Below are 18,373 nucleotides of genomic sequence, written 5' to 3' on the forward strand. Positions count from 1 at the left end.
ACCGGCGCTATCCGGACAGCGCCTGCGGTGACAGCTCCTTGAGCATGGCGTTGGCCCAACGCATCTGGCGCAGGGTCTGCGGATGACAGCGCTTGGTCAGTTCGAGCAGCTTGTCGTCCTTGGTGGCCTGCGCACCCTGGGCGAGCAACTCCCAGTCCAGCGACACCCCGGCCGCGTCACGATGCACGGAGCGCAGGTCCGCCAGCAGGACGAGCGCCGGTTCCGGATACCGGCGCAGCGCGGTACTGAGTCCCTGTTGGATCCGGTGGGTCATCGGGTGCTGCCGGCAGTGGTCCGACAGATGCAGGCCGTAGTGCCGTCCGTGCTCGGCCAGGGCGTGCACGTGCTCCTCCGACCAGTGGGCCAGGTCCTCGGCGAGGTGTGCGATGTCCTGGTCGGCGTGATGGCGGGCGGAGATGGCATGCAGGTCACGGGCGAGTGACCGCTCGCTGCGGTGCAGTTCGGCCAGGGCCGGTGCGAACTTGCTCATGGCGAGCCGTCCGTCCCGGCCGGCGCGGGCGCCGAGGCCGTGTTCGTCGGCGCCGGAGCGGGGCCGCGGCCGCCGCCGATGCGCCGTAGTGCCGCGGCGGCGGTCTTGAAGATCGGCTGCTTGGAGACCGGGTCCCAATCGGTGAGGGTCAGCTCGTTGGCCGCCCGGTGATGGGCGCCGGAGCCCGGGTCCGGCGGGGTGTCCCAGTACCCGTAGTGGAACGGCAGGAAGACCACGCCCGGGCGGATACCGGTGACCCGCGCGGCCGCCATGACGCATCCTCGTGGGGTGCTGACCTCGACGAAATCGCCTTCCTCGATTCCGGTTCTGCGGGAATCGGTTTCGGATATCTCGAGCCACACCTGGGGCGCAGCTGCGTTGAGTTGTGGTGCCCGGCCGGTTTTGGTGCGGGTGTGGAAGTGGTAGAGGGTGCGCCCGGTGATCAATACGTACGGGTACTCCGGTGACGGCGGTTCATGGGGCGGCACGTATTCGGCGGCCTTGATGATGGCGCGCCCGAAGGGGTTCATCGCGCGGTACTCGGTGGGTTCCAGTGGGGCGCCGGTGATGAGGTCTTTCCCGTAGGCCTCGCAGTAGTCGGGTTGCGCCCAGAAGTTTCCGTCGGCGTAGAGGCGCTCGGTGCCGTCGGGATTCTCGGAGTTGCATGGCCACTGGATGCCGCTGCCGCCGCGCAGCTTGTCGTAGCTCAGGCCCGTGTAGTCGCACGGCCGTCCGGCACTGCACTGCTTCCAGGCTTCGAAGGCGGCTTCGGGTGTGCGCCAGGGCGGCAATGGTTGCCCGTCGGCGTCCCGGAATCCCATGCGCCGGGCGAAGTCGAGGAAGATGTCGAGGTCCGAGCGGGCCTGTCCGGGCGGGTCTACGGCTTTCTCCGAAAGGTGCACGGTGCGATCGGCATTGGTGAACGTCCCGGTCTTCTCCGCCCACGCTGCGGCGGGCAGCACCACGTCGGCCAGCGCGGCGGTCTCGGTCAGAAAGATGTCCTGAACCACCAGGAACAGCCGGTCCTGGGACAGGATGCGACGGATCCGCTCCAACTCGGGCAGGGATACCGCCGGATTGGTCGCGGTGACCCACAACATGCGGAGGCTGCCTTCTTCGGCGTAGCGCAGCATCTGCATGCAATGGGTGGGAGGCGCGTAATGCGGGATCTGCGTCGGATCGAGGTTCCACAGCCGCGCCAGTTCCTCGATGTGAGAGTCGTTGGCCCAGTTGCGGAATCCGGCCAGATCACCGTCGGCTCCGCACTCTCGGGTGTTCTCGGCGGTGGGCTGGCCGTTCATCTGCAGGATGCCGCAGCCAGGCTTGCCGAGCAGGCCGCGCACCAGGTGCACGTTGTTGACCTGCACTGCCGCCGCGGTGGCCTGATGTGACTGGTAGAAGCCCTGCAGCACGGTCGACAGCAGCCGCTCGGCGGTGCCGAGGATTTCCGCGGCTGCACTCAGCTGCTTCGGCTCGATCTGACAGATGCGGGCGACCCGTTCCGGAGGGAACTCGGCGACCCGCTTGGCCAGTTCGTCATAGCCCACGGTGTGCGCGTCGACGTACGCGTGGTCCACCCAGTCATGGGCGAGGATCTCGTGCAACAGCCCGTTCATCAGGGCCACGTTGGTGCCCGGCAAGGGTGCCAGGTGCACCGTGGCGTGTTGTGCGACGAGGGTCGGTCGTGGGTCCACACACAGAAGCGCGGGCGGATCGGTCCCGGTGAGGCGATCGAGCATGCGCATCCACAGCACGGTCTGGGTCTCGGCGACGTTGTGGCCGTACAGCGCGATGGTGTCGCAGTGGTCGACATCGGTGTAGGAACCCGGCTGGCCGTCGCAGCCGAACGACTCCTTGAGCGCCTCGCCGGCCGTCGCGGTGCACAACCTCGTGTTTCCGTCGACGTGGTTGGTGCCGATCGCCCCGTGTGCGATCACGCCCTGGGTGTAGTACTCCTCGATGAACAGCTGGCCGGACGTGTAGAAGCCGATCGAGCTCGGCCCATGATCGTTCAGCAGGCTCGTCGTGTGGGCCACGATCCGGTCCATCGCGGTGTCCCAGTCGGCTTCGACCAGCTTGCCGTCGCGGCGGATCAGGGGAGTGGTCAACCGATCAGGTGAGGCGTTGGCCTGCCACCCGAAGAGATCTTTGGGATCGACCCGGCCGTGGTTGACGCGGTCCACCGTGCGTCCGCGCACCCCCACTATCCGGCCGTCCTTCACGGCGATGTCCAACCCGTCACCGTTGGAGTGCAGGACCGCGGCCGATTGAACCCAGCGGTCCACCTGCTCGGGAGCCAGCCCCCCGTCGAGGTAGCTGTCCTCGCGGTCCGGCCATGCCTGCCCGCGCCCGTAGGGTGTCCTGGGGCCCCATGGATCGGCGATGCGGTCGTTCACCGTGAACAGGTACCCGCCGTCGGTCAGCCCAAACCACAGCGTCGTGGTGTGCAGCCTGAGTCGCTGTCGGGTACACCTCGAGTGGGGGCAGGTTGAAGATCCACAAAGCCGACAGCGCCGATGTTGGCAGCGAAATGCTAAGGAAGCCAGGTTGATTGGTAGTTCGATGCACATCAGGCAGGGCGAGCACGGCCGGATGGCCCGTCGGGCTGCATTCAAGATCCCATTGGTGATGACCGTGGCCGCCGCGTTGGGGAGGGCGCCGCGGGCCAACGCGCAGATCGACGGCCACGGAGCCCGCTGGTCACCGGAGCGGGCGCACCGCTGGTACGCCGCGCAGGGTTGGCTGGTCGGCGCCAACTTCATCCCGTCGAACGCAGGCAATCAGCTGGAGATGTTCCAGCCGGACACCTACGACCCGCAACAGATCGACAACGAGTTGCGGATCGCCCGGCTGGCCGGGTTCAACACGGTGCGGGTCTTCCTGCACGACCAGTTGTGGGCACAGGGGCATCTGGGCTTTCAGAACCGACTCGCCCAGTTCGTTGCCCTCGCGTCCAGTCACGGCATCAAACCGCTGTTCGTACTGTTCGACTCCTGCTGGGATCCATTTCCCCGACTGGGGCATCAGCGCCGTCCCCGGCCCGGGATCCACAACTCGGTCTGGGTGCAGGGCCCGGGTGCACAGCACCTGGACGATCGCCGGTACCGGCGACTGCTGCGCGAGTACGTCGTCGGCGTGATCAGCCAGTTCCGTCGCGACGAGCGGGTGCTCGGGTGGGACCTGTGGAACGAGCCGGACAATCCCGCGGCCAACTACCGCGAGGTGGAACGCCAGGACAAGATCGCCCTGGTCGAGGAGTTGCTGCCGCAGGTCTTCGGGTGGGCTCGCTCGGTCAATCCCGTCCAACCGTTGACCAGCGGTGTGTGGGACGGTCCGTGGGCTGATCCGTTGGCGCGCAGCCGGATGGCGACGCTGCAGCTCGACCTCTCCGACGTGGTGACCTTCCACAGCTACGACCATCCGGAAGGGTTCGAGGCCCGGATCGGTGAGCTGGCCCCGATGGGCCGTCCCATCCTGTGCACCGAGTACCTGGCCCGCGGGGAGGGCAGCACCATCGAGGGTGTGTTGCCGATCGCCAAACGACACAACGTCGGTGCGTACAACTGGGGCCTGGTCGCGGGTAAGACGCAGACGTATCTACCGTGGGACTCCTGGGACAGGCCGTACAAGTCTCCGCCGCGGGTGTGGTTCCATGACTTGTTCCATGCTGATGGCCGGCCTTACCGCGACGGTGAGATCCGCACGATCCGGAAGCTGACCGGACGGCCGTATCCCTGACGACGGGACTGTCCATGACAGGTGGGAAGCGCACCGCGCTGGTGCTGTGGTTGTTCGCCGTGACGGTGCTGTTCACGGCTTGCTCGACACCGGACACGGCGACCCCGCGGGATGGCCGCCAGGTGTCCGCGGCGACGGCGGCCGGGTTCGGCGATGTGGCGGTACCCGCGGGAGTCGTCGTGCTGGGCGTGGATTCAGAATCGGGCATAGACACCCGCTACCGGTTGGCGTTGAGGATGAATGCCGCCCAATTGCGGGAGTTGTTGGCGCAGTTCGAAGAGCAGCCGCACGCCTCGGAGCTTCCCCGCACCACGCCGGTGATCGCCGGGCCACCGTTGTCCGCCGCGCCGAATCCGCTGTACGCCCAGGACCGGGTCACCACGAAAGCCGGGCGGACGGTGTACCGGGATGTCATCGTCGACGAGCGATCACCGGATGAGGTGTACGTGCATCTGTCGATCTTCACCACCTGAGCAGGGACTTCAGCGTCCACCCATGCGGCTGACGTCGGCGATGGCGGCGACGAACTGTTCGGGCGCTTCCTGGGGAACGTTGTGTCCGATGCCGTCGAGGACTCGATGTTCGTAGGGCCCGGTGTAGAGCGAGCGATAGCCGGCACCGTCCTTGGCCGCACCGTCGAAGTCGGACCCGATCGTGATGGTCGGCACGGTGACGGGGGGCTTGCCGGCCAACCGTGCTTCGTCGGCGTCGAAGCGGGCTTCACCGGGGGCCAGGCTGAGCCGCCACCGGTAGTTGTGCACGACGATGGCGACGTGATCGGGGTTGTCGAACGCAGCGGCGGACAGGTCATAGGCGGCGTCGTCGAAGTGCCACAGCGGTGAGGCCTTCGTCCAGATCAACCGGTTGAACTCCTTGGTGTTCTCGCGGTAGCCGAGTTCACCGCGCCGGGTGGCGAAGTAGTACTGGTACCACCAACCCAACTCGGCCTCCGGCGCCAGCGGCTTCAAGTTGGCGGCCAGGTTGACGGTGATGTAGCCGCTGACCGCGACCAGTCCCGCGCAGCGCTGCGGCCACAGGGCGGCGACGTTGTTGGCGGTGCGTCCGCCCCAGTCGTATCCACCGAGCACCGCCTCGGGGATGTTCAGGGTGTCCATCAGCGCGATGACGTCGTGCGCCAGTGCGGCCTGCTGCCCGTTGCGCACGGTATCGGCGGAGCGGAACCGGGTGGACCCGAAGCCGCGCAGGTGGGGCACGATGACGCGGAAGCCCCGATCGGCGAGCAGAGCCGAGGCGTCGGCATAGCTGTGGATGTCGTAGGGCCAGCCGTGCAGCAGGATCACCGGCTGTCCGTCCGCCGGACCGGCCTCGGTGTAGCCGACGTTGAGTTCGCCGGCGTCGATCTGCTTGACCGGGTTCATGGTGTGCGACGGCTTCGATGGGGCCCCAGTCGGCGGCCCCGGCGACGGCGCGGGTGAGGTGCCGCAGGCGGCGAGCGTGGCCGCCCCGGCGGCGGCCGCCGTGAGGAAGCCGAAGTTCCTTCTGCTCAAACCATTCACCGTTGCTGCTCCTTCTCGCGGGGTCTCGGTGTCCATCTCACCCGTCCGGACACATCAAGTCCAACGATTGAATGTGATGAGGCCCATCGACAGGATAGATAGGCTGACACCGTGGAGTTACGACAGATCGAACACTTCATCGCCGTGGCCGGCGAGATGAGTTTCACCCGCGCCGCCGAGCGGGCGCATGTCGTGCAGTCGGCGTTGTCGACCTCGATCGCGAAGCTGGAACGTGAACTCGGCGTGGAGCTGTTCGACCGGTCGCGGCAACGGATCAGCCTGACCGCCGCGGGGGAGGCCTTCCGGTCGCATGCCTACGAGGTGCTGCACGCGGCCCGTGCGGCGGCCGAATCTGCCGGTCAGTTCCGCGGGTCTCTCATGGGCACAGTCGAATTCGGCTCGTTGATCTCGTATGGGCCGGTCGATGTCGGCGGTGCCCTCGGCGACTTCCACCGTGCCCACCCGTTCGTCAGGCTGCGGTTGAGGCTGAGCCAATCGGGTGCCTCAGCCTATCTGGCAGCACTCCTGGAGGGCTCGCTGGATCTGGCCCTGGTCTCGCTGCCCAACCGGTTCCCGGCGCAGCTGGACATGAAGCTGCTGTTCGAGGAGCCGATGGTGTTCGTCTGCCGCGACGACCACGCCCTGGCGCGTCGTCGCCGTCTGGAGCTGGGGGACCTGGCCGGCGAGGAGCTCGTCGGCTTCCCACCGGAGTTCGGGCTGCGACGCCTGATGGACGAGGCGTTTCACCGTGCCGGTGTGCAACCGCAGACGCAGTACGAGGTTCCGGCCGGGTTCGCCGCGATCGCCGAACTGGTCGGCAACGGACTGGGCACCGCCTTCATGCCGGCGTCCGAGGCGCGCCGCTACGGCGATCTGGGGACCGTTGTGCTGCGCGACCCGCCGGTATGGCAGGTCTATCTCGCCGCGCCGCCGGTCGAGCGGATGACACCGGCCGCGGCGCGGCTGGCCGAAACCCTGCTCGACGCCGCGGCTTCCGTGTCCGGCTAACGGGCCAGCGGGCTGTAGAACACCAGGCCGTTGCCCTTGTTGTCGTAGACCACGGCCCGGCGCTCGTGGGCATCGTCGTACGGGTGCTTGATGATTCCGCCGCCGCTCTCCTCGATGGCCTTGGCCGCACCGTCCACATCGGCGGTCTTGATCCCGACGACGACCTGCCCGGGGATCGGGTGATCCACCGAAGTGGCCAGAGCGAGAGTCAGCGATCCACCGTCGAGCGCGGCGAAGTGGGCGCCATCGCGGAACTTCAGCGGCATTCCCAGCGTCTCGGTGTAGAAGCGGATCGACTCATCCAGGTCGTCGGTCGAGAGAATGATCATCCGCACGTCGTGGTCGCTCATCAGTGCCCTCCTATGGCTGAACGATTTCAGGTTAGGGGCTGCCCGGGTGCGAACATAGAGTCTTTGGTCCATCCGGGTCCCTTGACCACTACCAGTTCTACGGAACCTTCGGTTTGATCTCCTCTATCACCCACTGGGCATAGTCGAGATATTCGGCGACACCGCTGACGGCGGGCAGCGGCACGGCGCTGACCGTGACTCCCTGTTCCCCGAGCCAACACAACCGGTCGACGATTTCCTGCGCGCTCATCCCGGACCGGGCATCGGGGTCCTCGCGTACGGCATGCCCCTCGCCGACGCGCCTGGTCGCCATCCCGTGTACGACGTCGAAGTCCCGTCCGTCGTAATCCGGTTGGGACTTGATGAACTCGATCCGCTCGGCCAGTTGTTCCGGAGGGGTGAGAAACGACCACCATCCGGTGGCATGCTTCGCGGCGCGCCGTAGCGCCCCGTCGGCGTCCCCCCCGATCCACACCGGAAGGTGCGGTTTCTGAATCGGTTTGGGCTCGAAAGCGATGTCGTCGAAGGCCACGTATCGGCCTTCGAACCGTGGGGTTTCGCTGGTCCAGAGTTCGATGATGGCAGCCAGGTACTCGTCGGCAATCCGTCCCCGTTCGTGAAAAGGAACGCCGAGTAGTTCGAATTCCCGCTGCAGCCAACCGACTCCGAAAGTGACCATCATCCGCCCACTGCTCATCCAGTCGGCGGTTGCCAGTGACTTGGCGAGGACGAGCGGATGCTGGAGTGGCAGCACCGTGATGCAGGAGTTGAGCCGTATCCGTGAGGTGGCACCCGCGAGGTAGGCCTGCGCGGCGGTGGACTGCAGATAGTGCGGTCCGGACAACTCGACGTGTTCGCGCGGGATGGCGAAATGCTCGGGTACGGCGATCATGTCGTAGCCCAGCTCGTCGGCCCGCTTCGCCATGCGGGTCTGATCGGCGCCGGTGACTTCGGCCTCCCATGGCTGCATCGTCGCCTTGAGTCGCAGTGTGTGCGGCAGGTTGAAGATGAATTTCACCTGGTCTCCGTTCCGTCTTGCCGGGGCCGATGTGCAGGACTCTACATATGTAGAGACTGTGTGGGGTAGGTTGTTCCAGATCAGGCCAACCACGGGAGACCTCGCCAAACGATGACGCTGCAATTCGATCTGTCGAACCGCCGGGTGTTGATCACCGGTGCCGGACAGGGTGTCGGCCGGGGACTTGCCGATGCTTTCGCCGCGGCCGGTGCCACTGTGCTGGTCAATGACCTCCGAGGCGAGCGGGCCGAGGCTGTGGCCACAGAGCTGCGGGACGCGGGCGGCGATGCGCTGGCGGTGCCGTTCGACGTCACCGACTACGAAGCGGTCACGCAGGCGATCACGAAGGCCGGGCCCGCCGACATCCTGGTCAACAACGCGGGCAACGCCGGGGCCGACGGATTCGCCGCCCGGATGCCGTTCGCGGACACCGCCCCTGCCGACTGGGACCCGTTCCTGCAGGTGAATCTGTATGGCGTACTGCATTGCACGCGTGCGGTGCTGCCGACGATGGTGGAACGACACTGGGGCCGGGTCGTGACGATCGTCTCGGATGCGGGCCGGACCGGGGACGCCAGCGGTGCGGTCTATGCGGCGGCAAAAGCCGGTGCCGCGGGCCTGACGCGGTCGATCGCGCTGGAGAACGGCCGTTACGGCATCACCGCCAACAACATCGCGCTGGGGACTATGCGTACCCCGCTCACCGAACCATTGTGGGCCGAAATGGCCGACTCCCCGCAGGCCAAGGCGATCCTGTCGCGCTATCCGATCCGCAGGCCCGGCCTGCCCGAGGATGTGGCCTATCTGACGGTGCTGCTGGCCAGTGACCACGGCTCCTGGATCACCGGCCAGACGCTACCGGTCAACGGCGGCTACTCATTCGCGATGTGAGATGGCCGGAGCCGCGGCGACGATCGCGGTGATGATGTCGTGGAGCTCCTCGTCGGAGTTGATCGTGCGGTCGCCGCGGGCCAGGGCCAGCATCAGACCGCTGATGAAAGTCACCAGTACATAGGCCTTTTCATCGACCAGTTCCGGATCGGTATCGGCCGGGCAGAGCCCCGCCACAACGCTGCGGTGCAGGTCGAAGAACCGTTGCTGATTGTGGCTGAACGCCTCGGCCAGGCCGGCGTCGCGGCTCGAGGGCATGACCAGCTCGTAGCGGGCCTTGCTCCGGACCAGACGCGCGCCGGTGCTCGACCGGATGACCAGCCGCGCCAGACCGCGCACATCACCGTGCGCCCCCGGACCTGTGGCCGCGGTCAGATCGGCCAGGTCGAGATCGGCGATGCGGTTGGCCGCCGCCTGGATCAACGCCGCGCTGGTGCGGAAGTAGAACGACGTGGTGCCGTCCGGTACCCCGGCTTTGCGGTCGACCTTCAGATGGGTGACGCCTTTGATGCCCTCGCGGGCCAGCAGAGTGATTGCCGCGTCGCACAATTCGCGCCGGCGTTGATCGGGATTCTGTTTTGCCCCCACGCCGCACCTATCGGCGGGCCGGTGCGGCGACGTGCTCGGGACGCACCCCGGTACCGACCAGGTACGCCGGAATCGTGGTCAGCTGGGGGAACCGGTGCACGATCTTCAGCAGAGCTCCGGGCGGGGTGATGTCGGCCCCGGCCATGACGGGCGCAATCACCCGGCGATGCAGGATCCGTTGGAAGCCTTGGGTGATGACAGTGGGCAGCGTGCGCCGACGCTGCACAGCGGCGAGGTCGGAGCCGGTGACCCGATGCTCCCGTAGCGGTTGGTACAGCAGGCGCGCGGCCGCCGCGGCGTCCTGGATGGCGACATTGATTCCGACCCCGCCGACCGGCGACATCGCGTGGGCGGCATCGCCGATGCACAGCAGGCCGTCGCGGTGCCACCGCTCCAGCCGGTTGAGCTGGACATCGAGATGCTTGATGTCGTCCCAGGAGGTGAGTGCGCCGGGATCGGCCTCCGGAATGAGTTCGGCGAGTTCGGCGTGGAAGGCGTCCAGGCCGCGGGCCCGGAGTCCGGCGTCGCTGCCCTTCGGGATCAGGTAGGCGACCTGGAAGTAGCCGGTGCGGGGAATCATGATCAACGCCCGTCCGGGCGCGGTCCGCGGGATCAGTGAGTACTGGCCATCTTCGGTGCGCGGCAGGCGGAACCACCACACGTCGAAGGGCACCGGGTAGTCCCGGGTGTTGAGTCCGGCCTCCCGCCTGACCAGCGACGTGCGCCCGTCGCAGGCCACGGTGAGCTCGGCGCGCAGTTCCCCGTCCCCGTCCGGACTGGTGTATTGGACCCCGGTGACGCGCTCGCCTTCGCGCAGTAGTCCGGTCACCTCGGTCTGCATGCGCAGGGTGAAGTTGGGTTCCGCTCTGCCCGCATCGGCCAGCAGGTCGAGGAAGTCCCACTGCGGCACCATCGCCACGTATGGATGGGGCTGGCGCAGCCGACGGAAGTCGACCAGCGTCACCGGCTCGCCGTCGACCGTGAACTCGCCCTTTTCCACCTTGCTGTAGCCGATCTTGTCGAACTCTCCGAAGAGTCCCAGCTCGTCGAGCATGCGCATGGTGCTCGGGTGCACGGTGTCGCCGCGGAAGTCGCGCAGGAAGTCGGCGTGCTTCTCCATGACGGTGACCGGTACCCCGCACCTGGCCAGGATCAGCCCAAGCATCATTCCGGCGGGGCCGCCGCCCGCGATCACGCAGGTGGTGTCAGGCATGGGCGAGTCCGTTCAGCGCGTCGGGCAGGGGTTCGGTGTGGAGCACGCCGAGGCGCTGCGTCGCGCGGGTGAGGGCGACATACAACTCGGCGGCGCCGCGGTCGCCGTCGGCCAGGATGTGTGCGGGTTCCACCACGAGCACGGCGTCGAACTCGAGGCCCTTGGTTTCCGACGGTGCCACCGCACCGGGCACGCCGGGTGGGCCGATCACCACACACGTGCCCTCGCGGGTGGCTTCCTCCCGCACGAATTCCTCGACAGCTGATGGGATTTCAGCGGCGGCCAGCTGCCTGGCCCACGGCTGCACACCGCAGGACCGGACGGACTCCGGCGGTTTGACGCCGGGCGCGAACTCGGCGAGCAGCGCCCCGGCCACCGCCATGATCTCGGCCGGGGTCCGGTAGTTGACCGACAGGGTCCGGTAGATCCACCGGCCGGGCACGTAGGGTTCGAGCATCGCGTCCCAGGACCGGGCGCCGGCGGCCGAGCGGCGCTGAGCCAGGTCGCCGACCACCGTGAAGGACCGGCGTGGACACCGACGCATCAACACCCGCCAGTCCATCTCGGACAGTTCCTGGGCTTCGTCGACCACAACATGACCGTAGGTCCAATCCCGGTCGGCCGCAGCGCGTTCGGCGAGTTCCCGGGTGTCGCGCTCGAGAAACCGGTCGGCCAGGTCCTCGGCGTCGATGAGGTCGCTGGCCAGCAGGTGGTCCTCGTCGTCCATCAGGTCCTCGCGGGCGATCATCAGATCGAGCACGCCTGCGGCGTAGGCGGCTTCCTCGCGCCGTTCGCGTTCGGCGGCTTCCTCGCCCGCCTTGTCCCGGCCCAGGAGGTCGACCAGCTCGTCGAGCAACGGCACGTCCGACACGGTCCAGGCGCTGCCGTCGGTACGCAACAGGCGAGGGTCGGCGCCGGCCGCGGCCAACCTCTCGGCCGACGAATACAGCGGGGCCAGCAGGGTCTCCGGGGTCAGGATCGGCCAGAGTCGATCTAGTGCCGCGGCGAACGCCGCGTTCTCGTCGAGCTCGCTGACCACGCTGGCCCGCAGCTCCTCCCACGCCGCCTTGTCCTGACGGCTCAACCAGCCCTTGCCGATACGCGCGACGGCACGTTCGGTGAGGACGTAGGTGACGATGTCGCGGAACGTCGTACGCGCCTCGTTGTGCGGTAGTCCCGTTTCACGGGCCTCCTCGATGGCCCACTGCGCGGTTTCGGCGTCGATGCGGACGGTGACATCGGGCAGTTCGATGTAGATCGGCTCGTCGGGGACCTCCTGGCGGTCGGCGACCGCGGCGGCCAGCACGTCGAGGATCTTCAACGAGCCCTTGATCGCGGCCACCTCGGGTGCGTCCTCGGCGGTGACGTGCAGGCCGGGAGCCAGGTCGCCGGGCGTCATGAACACCGCGTCGGACTCGCCCAGTGAGGGCAGCACCCGGCCGATGTGGTTCAGGAACGCCTCGTTGGGTCCGACCACGAGCACGCCGTGACGTTCGATCCGCTCCCGGTGGGTGTAGAGCAGGTAGGCCACCCGGTGCAGCGCCACCACGGTCTTCCCGGTGCCAGGGCCGCCCTCGACCACCAGCACGCCGGTGTGTTCGTTGCGGATGACCTCGTCCTGCTCGGACTGGATCGTGGCGACGATGTCGCGCATGCCCTCGCCGCGCGGAGCGTTCACCGCGGCCAGCAGTGCGGCGTCCTCGTCACCTTCGTCGCCCGCGGTGGGCCGGCCCAGCACCTCGTCGGTGAAATCGAGCACCCGCCGACCCAGGGTGCGGAACTGGCGCCGCCGGCGCATGTTCTCCGGGTTGGCCCCGGTTGCGGTGTAGAACGGTCGCGCCAGCGGTGCCCGCCAGTCCAGCAGCAACGGCTCGTAGTCGTCCTCGCGATCGAAGATGCCGAGGCGCCCGACGTAGAGATGTTCCCCGGCAACGGTTTCCAGCCGCCCGAAGCACAGGCCGTTGTCGGCCACGTCGAGCCGGTTGGCTTCCTTGGCCAATGCGCGCACCTCGGCGTCGCGTTCCACCGCGGAGCCGCCGTGCTCGCGCAGCGCGGTGCGGTAGCGGTCACGCACCCGGATGCGTTCGGCGTCCAGGCGGGTATAGAGCCCGTCGACATAGGTCTGTTCGGACTGCACTTCGACATCGTGATCGTCAGCTGGCACGTGCTCCCTGTTCCTCCGTGGCTTGCTCCGGCCAGCGATTGTGCGCCATCACCGGGGCCTTGCCGCAAGGCCCCGGGGTCGCGATAAAATTCAGGTCAGCAAGCGCTCACCCCATCCGGCCGACATCCACGATACGCAGCACCGCGGCACCCTCTTCGTCGCTCGCGGCCAGGTCGACTTCCACGTCGAAGCCCCAATCGTGATCTCCGGCAGGATCTTCGAGGATCTGTCGAATCCGCCACACCTGCGGCTGCCGGTCGAAGATCAGCAACGCCGGGCCCCGAGCATCTGCTCCGGTGCCCACCTCGGCGTGCTCGTCGAAGTACTCTTCCCCGATTTCGGCCCAGCGTTCGGCCGTCCACCCGGATGAGGCGTCCAGCGCACCGAGCTCGTCCCAGCGGGCCCGCGCGAACAACTCCACCCGACGGAACAGTGCGTTGCGCACCATCGCGGTGAATGCCCGCTCGTTGCCGGTCAGCGGCCGTGGTCGGGCCGGAACCGCCACCGGTGCGTCGTGAGGTTGGTCCGGACTCGTCAGCTGCTCCCACTCGTCGAGCAGGCTGGAATCCACCTGGCGCACCAATTCGCCGAGCCATTCGACGATGTCGGCGAGTTGCTCGGTCCGCGCCGAGGCGGGCACACCGGAGCGCAGCGCCTTGAACGCATCCGACAGGTAGCGCAGCACCGCGCCTTCGGAGCGGGTCAGCCCATAGACGCTGATGTACTCACGGAAGGTCAGGGCCCGTTCCCACATCTCACGCACCACCGACTTGGGCGACAGGTGCCCGTCGGCCGCCCACGGATTGGTCTGGCGGTACACCTCGTAGGTGTGTTGCAGCAGTTCGGCCAGCGGCTTGGGATAGGTGACCTCGTCGAGCAGTTCGATGCGTTCGTCGTACTCGATGCCCTCGGCCTTCATCTCGGCCACCGCTTCGCCCCTGGCCTTGTTCAGCTGCGCGGCCAGAATCTGGCGGGGATCTTCCAGGGTCGCCTCGATCACCGAAATGACATTCAAGGCATAGCTTGCTGGATCTTCCGCGTCGGGATCGAGCACGTCCACCGCGGCCAGAGCGAAGGTCGACAGCGGTTGGTTGAGCGCGAAATCGGGCGGCAGGTCGACGGTCAGCCGGTAGCGACGACCATCGGCCTCGGGTTCGTCGAGACGTTCCACGACGCCGGCCTGCAGCAGGGACCGGGCGATGCCCACGGCCTCCCGGATGTGTTTCAGCTGACGTTTGCGCGGTTCATGGTTGTCGGTGAGCAGGCGCCGCATCGCCGCGAACGGATCGCCGGGACGGTCCACCACGTCGAGGATCATCGCCGTCGACACCCGCATGTTGCTGGTCAACGCCTCGGGCGCGGCCTCTATCAGCCGGTTCATGGTGTTCTCGCCCCACGGCACCATGCCCTCAGGCGCCTTGCGCCGCACCAACTTTCGGCGCTTCTTAGGATCGTCGGCGACCTTGGCGAACTGCTTGATGTTCTCGACCTCGTGGTCGGGCGCCTGCACCACCACGGTGCCCGCGGTGTCGTATCCGGCGCGGCCGGCGCGCCCGGCGATCTGGTGGAACTCGCGGGCGTTGAGCAACCGCATCCGGGTGCCGTCGTATTTGGACAGCGCGGAGAAGACGACGGTGCGGATCGGCACGTTGATCCCGACGCCGAGGGTGTCGGTACCGCAGATCACCTTGAGCAACCCGGCCTGGGCCAACTGTTCCACCAGCCGGCGGTACTTGGGCAGCATGCCGGCGTGGTGGACGCCGATGCCGTGGCGCACCAGCCGCGACAACGTGGTTCCGAATGTCGTGGAAAAGCGGAAACCGCCGATCATCTCGGCGATCGCGGCCTTCTCCTCCTTGGTGCTGACGTTGACACTCATCAGGGCCTGCGCCCGCTCCAGCGCCGAGGCCTGGGTGAAGTGCACGACGTAGATCGGGGCCTGCTTGGTATCGAGCAGGTCGGCGATGGTCTCGTGCATCGGCGTGGTGGCATATGAGAAGAACAGCGGCACCGGCCGTTGCGCCCCGGCCACCAGGGCCGTCTCCCGTCCGGTGCGCCGGGTCAGGTCCTTGCGCAGGAATTCGACGTCGCCCAGCGTGGCCGACATCAGCAGGAACTGGGCCTTGGGAAGTTCCAGCAGTGGCACCTGCCAGGCCCAGCCGCGGTCCGGGTCGCCGTAGAAGTGGAACTCGTCCATCACCACCAGGCCGATGTCAGCGTCGGCGCCCTCCCGCAACGCGAGGTTGGCCAAGATTTCGGCGGTGCAGGCGATGATCGGTGCGTCGGCGTTGACCGATGCGTCCCCGGTCAGCATGCCGACGTTGTCGGCCCCGAACACGTCGCACAGCGCGAAGAACTTCTCACTGACCAGCGCCTTGATCGGGGCGGTGTAGAAACTGACGCGGTCCGCGGCGAGTGCCGCATAGATCGCGCCGGTGGCCACCAGCGACTTTCCGGAACCGGTCGGCGTCGCGAGGATCACGTTCGCTCCGCTGACCAGTTCGATCAGCGCCTCCTCCTGCGCGGGGTAGAGCGTGGTGCCGTTGGCCTCGGCCCAGCCGGCGAAGTCGGTGAACAGAGCGTCGGCGTCACCGCCCTTGGCTTGCAGTGCCGAGAGGTCGTTCGGATCGTCGAGCAGGGGAGTGGTCATATTGATGACCAGCGTGCCAGTTGGCCGGCCCCGTCGATCGCCGGGCACGGTTCACGTTCGTAACGCTGTGGCGAAGAACTGGCCTCTCGCCCGCCACTGCGTTACGAACGCGAGCGCAGCATCGCTATCCGAACTGACCTGGCTGGTAGTCCCCTGCGGGCATCTGAACGATCACGTTCAGGCGGTTGACGGTGTTCATGAAGGCGATGAGGCACACCAGGGCGGCCAGCTGATCCTCGTCGTAGTGCTTGACCGCGTTCGCCCACACCTCGTCGCTGACGCCGCCTGCGGCGTCGGCGATCCGGGTGCCCTGCTCGGTCAGTTCCAGGGCAGCGCGTTCGGCTTCGGTGAACACGGTGGCCTCCCGCCAGGCCGCGACCAGGTGCAGGCGCTGCTGGGTCTCCCCGGCGAGCGCGGCGTCCTTGGTGTGCATGTCGGTGCAGAAGGCGCAGCCATTGATCTGGCTGGCGCGCAGTGCCACCAATTGCTGCGTGGTGTCGGGGAGCGCCGAGTCCGTGATGACCTTGCCGGCCGAGGTGACGTACTTGAGCATCTTGACCGCGGTCCGGTTCTCGAACAGGTTCAAACGAGCATCCATGGTGACTCCTAGTTGTCGGTGACTACCCCCTTGGGACACCGCGAATCGACGAAATGTGACATGCGGCGATAATCAGCGGGTGTCGATGCCGTCCACTGTCGAGGTTGTCCTGCTGGTGGTTGTCGTCGCGCTGTTCGCGGCGTTCGTGACGTTCCTGGTGCTGTTCATCGTGAGCCGGCGTCAGCTGAACAACGCCCGCCGTGAGATCGAGCGCATGAAGCTCGACGACGAGGACCGGCGGCGGAAGCGTCGTCGCGGGGTGGCACCCCTGGCGATCAAGACGGTCTTTCAGACCGCCGACATGCTGATCAACAAGGGCCTGGGCGCGACGGTGCGCAACTCGATCGAAGATCTGGCCGGATGGGCCCAGGTGGAACGCCCGGATCTGGCCCGGCTGACGGCTGACGGGCGCGTCGTCATCGTCTTCTCCGACATCGAGGGCTCGACCGAATACAACGCCGCGATGGGTGACCGGGCCTGGGTGAAGCTGCTGGAGAAGCACAACAAACTTGTTCAGGCGCGGGTCGACAAGCATGGCGGTCATGTGGTCAAGACCCAGGGTGACGGGTTCATGATCGCGTTCGCCGACCCGGAGAACGCGGTGCGCTTCGCCACCGACGTGCAGCGCGCGCTCGCGGAGAACCCCCAGCGCTGGCAGGCGATCCGGGTGCGCATCGGTGTGCACATGGGCACATCGGTGCGCCGTGGCGACGATCTGTTCGGGCTCGACGTGGCGATGGCGGCGCGGGTCGCCGGGCAGGCCGGCGGCGGCGAGATCCTGGTCAGCGAACCGGTCGGGGAGGCGGTCAAGCACCTCGACGACGTCATGCTGGGCGTTCCCAGGGAGGTCGAGCTCAAGGGACTTCCGGGGACCCACGTCCTCTACCCGGTGCCGGCCGAGCATGAGGCCGGCGTGTGAGCTGAGCCCGTGTGGGTACTCGGCATACATGTGTTCACCAGACCTGAGGTTTCGGCACTGGCGCGGTGAGCGCCGATGACGGGGACGTTGCGGCGGTTGACGCGCTGGACAGAGAAGCCGGCGCGGGGCGTCGAGACCGCTTCCCCCCGCAATGTCAACGTCGTGCGCGGCTTGCTGGCGCGGGCCACCACGCCGCTGTTGCCGGACGACTATCTCCAGCTCCTGAACCCGCTGTGGTCGGCACGGGAACTACGCGGTGAGGTCGTTGAGGTACGCACGGAGACACCTGACTCGGCCACTGTGACGATCAAGCCGGGTTGGGGCTTCTCAGGTGACTACAAACCGGGCCAGTATGTGGGCATCGGCCTGCACATCGATGGGCGTTGGCACTGGCGGTCGTATTCGCTGACGTCGGTGCCGCGCCGCAAGGCCGACTTGATCTCGATCACGGTCAAAGCCACTCCGGAGGGCTTCCTGTCCACTCATCTGGTCAACGGGGTGAACCCGGGGACCATCGTGCGGCTCGCCTCACCTCGGGGCGACTTCGCGCTGCCCGATCCGCCGCCGGCCAAGCTGTTGTTGGTGTCGGCAGGCAGCGGCATCACGCCGATCATGGCGATGCTCCGGTCGTTGAGACATCGCGGACAGAACCCCGACATCGTGCACATCCACTCCGCACCCGGTACCGACGCCGTGATCTTCTACGACGAGCTACGCAACCTCGACCAGCAGCTCACCGGCTACCGGTTGCATCTGCACCTGACCGAGGAACAGGGACACCTCGATTTCGGTGCCGCGCTGTCCGACATCGCCCCGGACTGGGCGCAGCGGCCGACCTGGGCCTGTGGCCCGCCGGAGATGCTCGACACCATCGAATCCTTTTGGGCGGATGCGGGACGGACCGAAAACCTGCACACCGAAAGGTTCGTCATCGCCAGGACCGACCGAGGCGGTGAGGGTGGCACGGTGACCTTCGCCTTCTCCGACAAGAGCGTCGAGATCGACGGCGCCACATCGCTTCTGGAAGCAGGTGAGCAGGTCGGAATCCAGATGCCCTTCGGTTGCCGGATGGGCATCTGTCAGACCTGCGTGCTGCCACTGGAATCCGGGCACGTCCGGGATTTCCGATCCGGCGAGGAGCACGGTGCGGGTGACCGGATCAACACCTGCATCTCCACGGCTTCAGGGGACTGCACGTTGAACGTTTGAGGACGTCTTCGAGAACCGCA

General features: G+C 67.1%; 16 protein-coding genes. 6 read left to right on the forward strand and 10 right to left on the reverse strand.

The genetic code is table 11. The features are described 5' to 3' along the window. Positions 1-7 precede the first annotated feature (7 nt). Complete coding sequence (locus tag AC4ELS_RS15170; protein WP_499047969.1) at positions 8-490, reverse strand: hypothetical protein; 483 nt, start codon at positions 488-490, stop codon at positions 8-10. After that, positions 487-2,886: a molybdopterin oxidoreductase family protein gene (locus tag AC4ELS_RS15175; protein WP_499047971.1), complete on the reverse strand. Its 2,400-nt coding sequence runs from the start codon at positions 2,884-2,886 to the stop codon at positions 487-489. The genes AC4ELS_RS15170 and AC4ELS_RS15175 overlap by 4 nt, the downstream gene beginning before the upstream one ends. A gap of 196 nt (positions 2,887-3,082) precedes the next feature. On the opposite strand from AC4ELS_RS15175, the gene AC4ELS_RS15180 reads away from it, so the two are divergent. Together AC4ELS_RS15180 and AC4ELS_RS15185 are read left to right on the forward strand one after the other, a co-directional pair. Next, a complete protein-coding gene (locus tag AC4ELS_RS15180) occupies positions 3,083-4,228 on the forward strand; it encodes a glycoside hydrolase 5 family protein (RefSeq protein ID WP_064880354.1) in 1,146 nt (381 codons plus the stop codon). A gap of 14 nt (positions 4,229-4,242) precedes the next feature. Beyond that, positions 4,243-4,701 carry a hypothetical protein gene (locus AC4ELS_RS15185; RefSeq protein ID WP_499047973.1) on the forward strand — a complete coding sequence of 153 codons (459 nt, stop codon included), beginning with the start codon at positions 4,243-4,245 and terminating at the stop codon, positions 4,699-4,701. Between the two features lie 9 nt (positions 4,702-4,710). Here the strand turns inward: AC4ELS_RS15185 and AC4ELS_RS15190 are convergent, their stop codons facing one another. Continuing rightward, complete coding sequence (locus tag AC4ELS_RS15190) at positions 4,711-5,781, reverse strand: alpha/beta fold hydrolase (RefSeq protein ID WP_499047975.1); 1,071 nt, start codon at positions 5,779-5,781, stop codon at positions 4,711-4,713. Positions 5,782-5,856: 75 nt separating this feature from the next. Between AC4ELS_RS15190 and AC4ELS_RS15195 the strand changes: the two genes are divergently transcribed. Further along, positions 5,857-6,753, forward strand: a complete 897-nt coding sequence (locus tag AC4ELS_RS15195; RefSeq protein WP_090429569.1) for a LysR family transcriptional regulator — start codon at positions 5,857-5,859, stop codon at positions 6,751-6,753. Here AC4ELS_RS15195 and AC4ELS_RS15200 read toward each other — a convergent pair. Together AC4ELS_RS15200 and AC4ELS_RS15205 are read right to left on the reverse strand one after the other, a co-directional pair. Further along, the gene (locus tag AC4ELS_RS15200) at positions 6,750-7,103 is read right to left on the reverse strand and encodes a VOC family protein (RefSeq protein ID WP_036443520.1); all 354 of its coding nucleotides are present in this window, start codon (positions 7,101-7,103) and stop codon (positions 6,750-6,752) included. The genes AC4ELS_RS15195 and AC4ELS_RS15200 overlap by 4 nt on opposite strands. A 97-nt stretch (positions 7,104-7,200) precedes the next feature. Continuing rightward, the gene (locus AC4ELS_RS15205; protein WP_163666245.1) at positions 7,201-8,121 is read right to left on the reverse strand and encodes a TIGR03619 family F420-dependent LLM class oxidoreductase; all 921 of its coding nucleotides are present in this window, start codon (positions 8,119-8,121) and stop codon (positions 7,201-7,203) included. 111 nt (positions 8,122-8,232) lie between these two features. Between AC4ELS_RS15205 and AC4ELS_RS15210 the strand changes: the two genes are divergently transcribed. Then, positions 8,233-9,012 (forward strand): SDR family NAD(P)-dependent oxidoreductase, encoded by a 780-nt coding sequence (locus tag AC4ELS_RS15210; protein WP_163666247.1) that lies wholly within the window; start codon positions 8,233-8,235, stop codon positions 9,010-9,012. Here AC4ELS_RS15210 and AC4ELS_RS15215 read toward each other — a convergent pair. The 5 genes from AC4ELS_RS15215 to AC4ELS_RS15235 all read right to left on the reverse strand — a co-directional run bounded on the left by AC4ELS_RS15215 (position 8,998) and on the right by AC4ELS_RS15235 (position 16,225). Then, positions 8,998-9,600 (reverse strand): TetR/AcrR family transcriptional regulator, encoded by a 603-nt coding sequence (locus AC4ELS_RS15215; RefSeq protein ID WP_499047978.1) that lies wholly within the window; start codon positions 9,598-9,600, stop codon positions 8,998-9,000. The two genes, AC4ELS_RS15210 and AC4ELS_RS15215, sit on opposite strands and share 15 nt — an antisense overlap. A gap of 7 nt (positions 9,601-9,607) precedes the next feature. Beyond that, positions 9,608-10,813, reverse strand: coding sequence for an FAD-dependent oxidoreductase (locus AC4ELS_RS15220; protein WP_499047980.1), 1,206 nt, complete (start codon positions 10,811-10,813; stop codon positions 9,608-9,610). Continuing rightward, on the reverse strand, positions 10,806-12,977 hold the full coding sequence (helR, locus tag AC4ELS_RS15225) for an RNA polymerase recycling motor ATPase HelR (protein WP_499047982.1): 2,172 nt from the start codon (positions 12,975-12,977) through the stop codon (positions 10,806-10,808). The genes AC4ELS_RS15220 and helR overlap by 8 nt, the downstream gene beginning before the upstream one ends. Positions 12,978-13,083: 106 nt before the next feature. Then, positions 13,084-15,627 (reverse strand): DEAD/DEAH box helicase, encoded by a 2,544-nt coding sequence (locus tag AC4ELS_RS15230; RefSeq protein WP_499047984.1) that lies wholly within the window; start codon positions 15,625-15,627, stop codon positions 13,084-13,086. 124 nt (positions 15,628-15,751) lie between these two features. Further along, positions 15,752-16,225 carry a carboxymuconolactone decarboxylase family protein gene (locus AC4ELS_RS15235; protein ID WP_499047986.1) on the reverse strand — a complete coding sequence of 158 codons (474 nt, stop codon included), beginning with the start codon at positions 16,223-16,225 and terminating at the stop codon, positions 15,752-15,754. Between the two features lie 85 nt (positions 16,226-16,310). On the opposite strand from AC4ELS_RS15235, the gene AC4ELS_RS15240 reads away from it, so the two are divergent. Continuing rightward, entirely contained in the window at positions 16,311-17,144 is an 834-nt protein-coding gene (locus AC4ELS_RS15240; protein ID WP_499048256.1) for an adenylate/guanylate cyclase domain-containing protein, read from the forward strand. Between the two features lie 75 nt (positions 17,145-17,219). Beyond that, positions 17,220-18,353, forward strand: coding sequence for a ferredoxin reductase (locus AC4ELS_RS15245; protein ID WP_463791715.1), 1,134 nt, complete (start codon positions 17,220-17,222; stop codon positions 18,351-18,353). The last annotated feature ends 20 nt before the right edge of the window (positions 18,354-18,373 follow it).

This window comes from Mycobacterium shunyiense (genome assembly GCF_058270035.1).

Coding starts and splice junctions, on each gene's coding strand:
- AC4ELS_RS15190 (WP_499047975.1), bottom strand. CDS start 5,781: ATGGACACCGAGACCCCGCGAGAAGGAGCAGCAACGGTGAATGGTTTG.
- AC4ELS_RS15230 (WP_499047984.1), bottom strand. CDS start 15,627: ATGACCACTCCCCTGCTCGACGATCCGAACGACCTCTCGGCACTGCAA.
- AC4ELS_RS15200 (WP_036443520.1), bottom strand. CDS start 7,103: ATGAGCGACCACGACGTGCGGATGATCATTCTCTCGACCGACGACCTG.
- AC4ELS_RS15245 (WP_463791715.1), top strand. CDS start 17,220: ATGACGGGGACGTTGCGGCGGTTGACGCGCTGGACAGAGAAGCCGGCG.
- AC4ELS_RS15170 (WP_499047969.1), bottom strand. CDS start 490: ATGAGCAAGTTCGCACCGGCCCTGGCCGAACTGCACCGCAGCGAGCGG.
- AC4ELS_RS15235 (WP_499047986.1), bottom strand. CDS start 16,225: ATGGATGCTCGTTTGAACCTGTTCGAGAACCGGACCGCGGTCAAGATG.
- AC4ELS_RS15180 (WP_064880354.1), top strand. CDS start 3,083: ATGGCCCGTCGGGCTGCATTCAAGATCCCATTGGTGATGACCGTGGCC.
- AC4ELS_RS15210 (WP_163666247.1), top strand. CDS start 8,233: ATGACGCTGCAATTCGATCTGTCGAACCGCCGGGTGTTGATCACCGGT.
- AC4ELS_RS15185 (WP_499047973.1), top strand. CDS start 4,243: ATGACAGGTGGGAAGCGCACCGCGCTGGTGCTGTGGTTGTTCGCCGTG.
- AC4ELS_RS15240 (WP_499048256.1), top strand. CDS start 16,311: ATGCCGTCCACTGTCGAGGTTGTCCTGCTGGTGGTTGTCGTCGCGCTG.
- AC4ELS_RS15220 (WP_499047980.1), bottom strand. CDS start 10,813: ATGCCTGACACCACCTGCGTGATCGCGGGCGGCGGCCCCGCCGGAATG.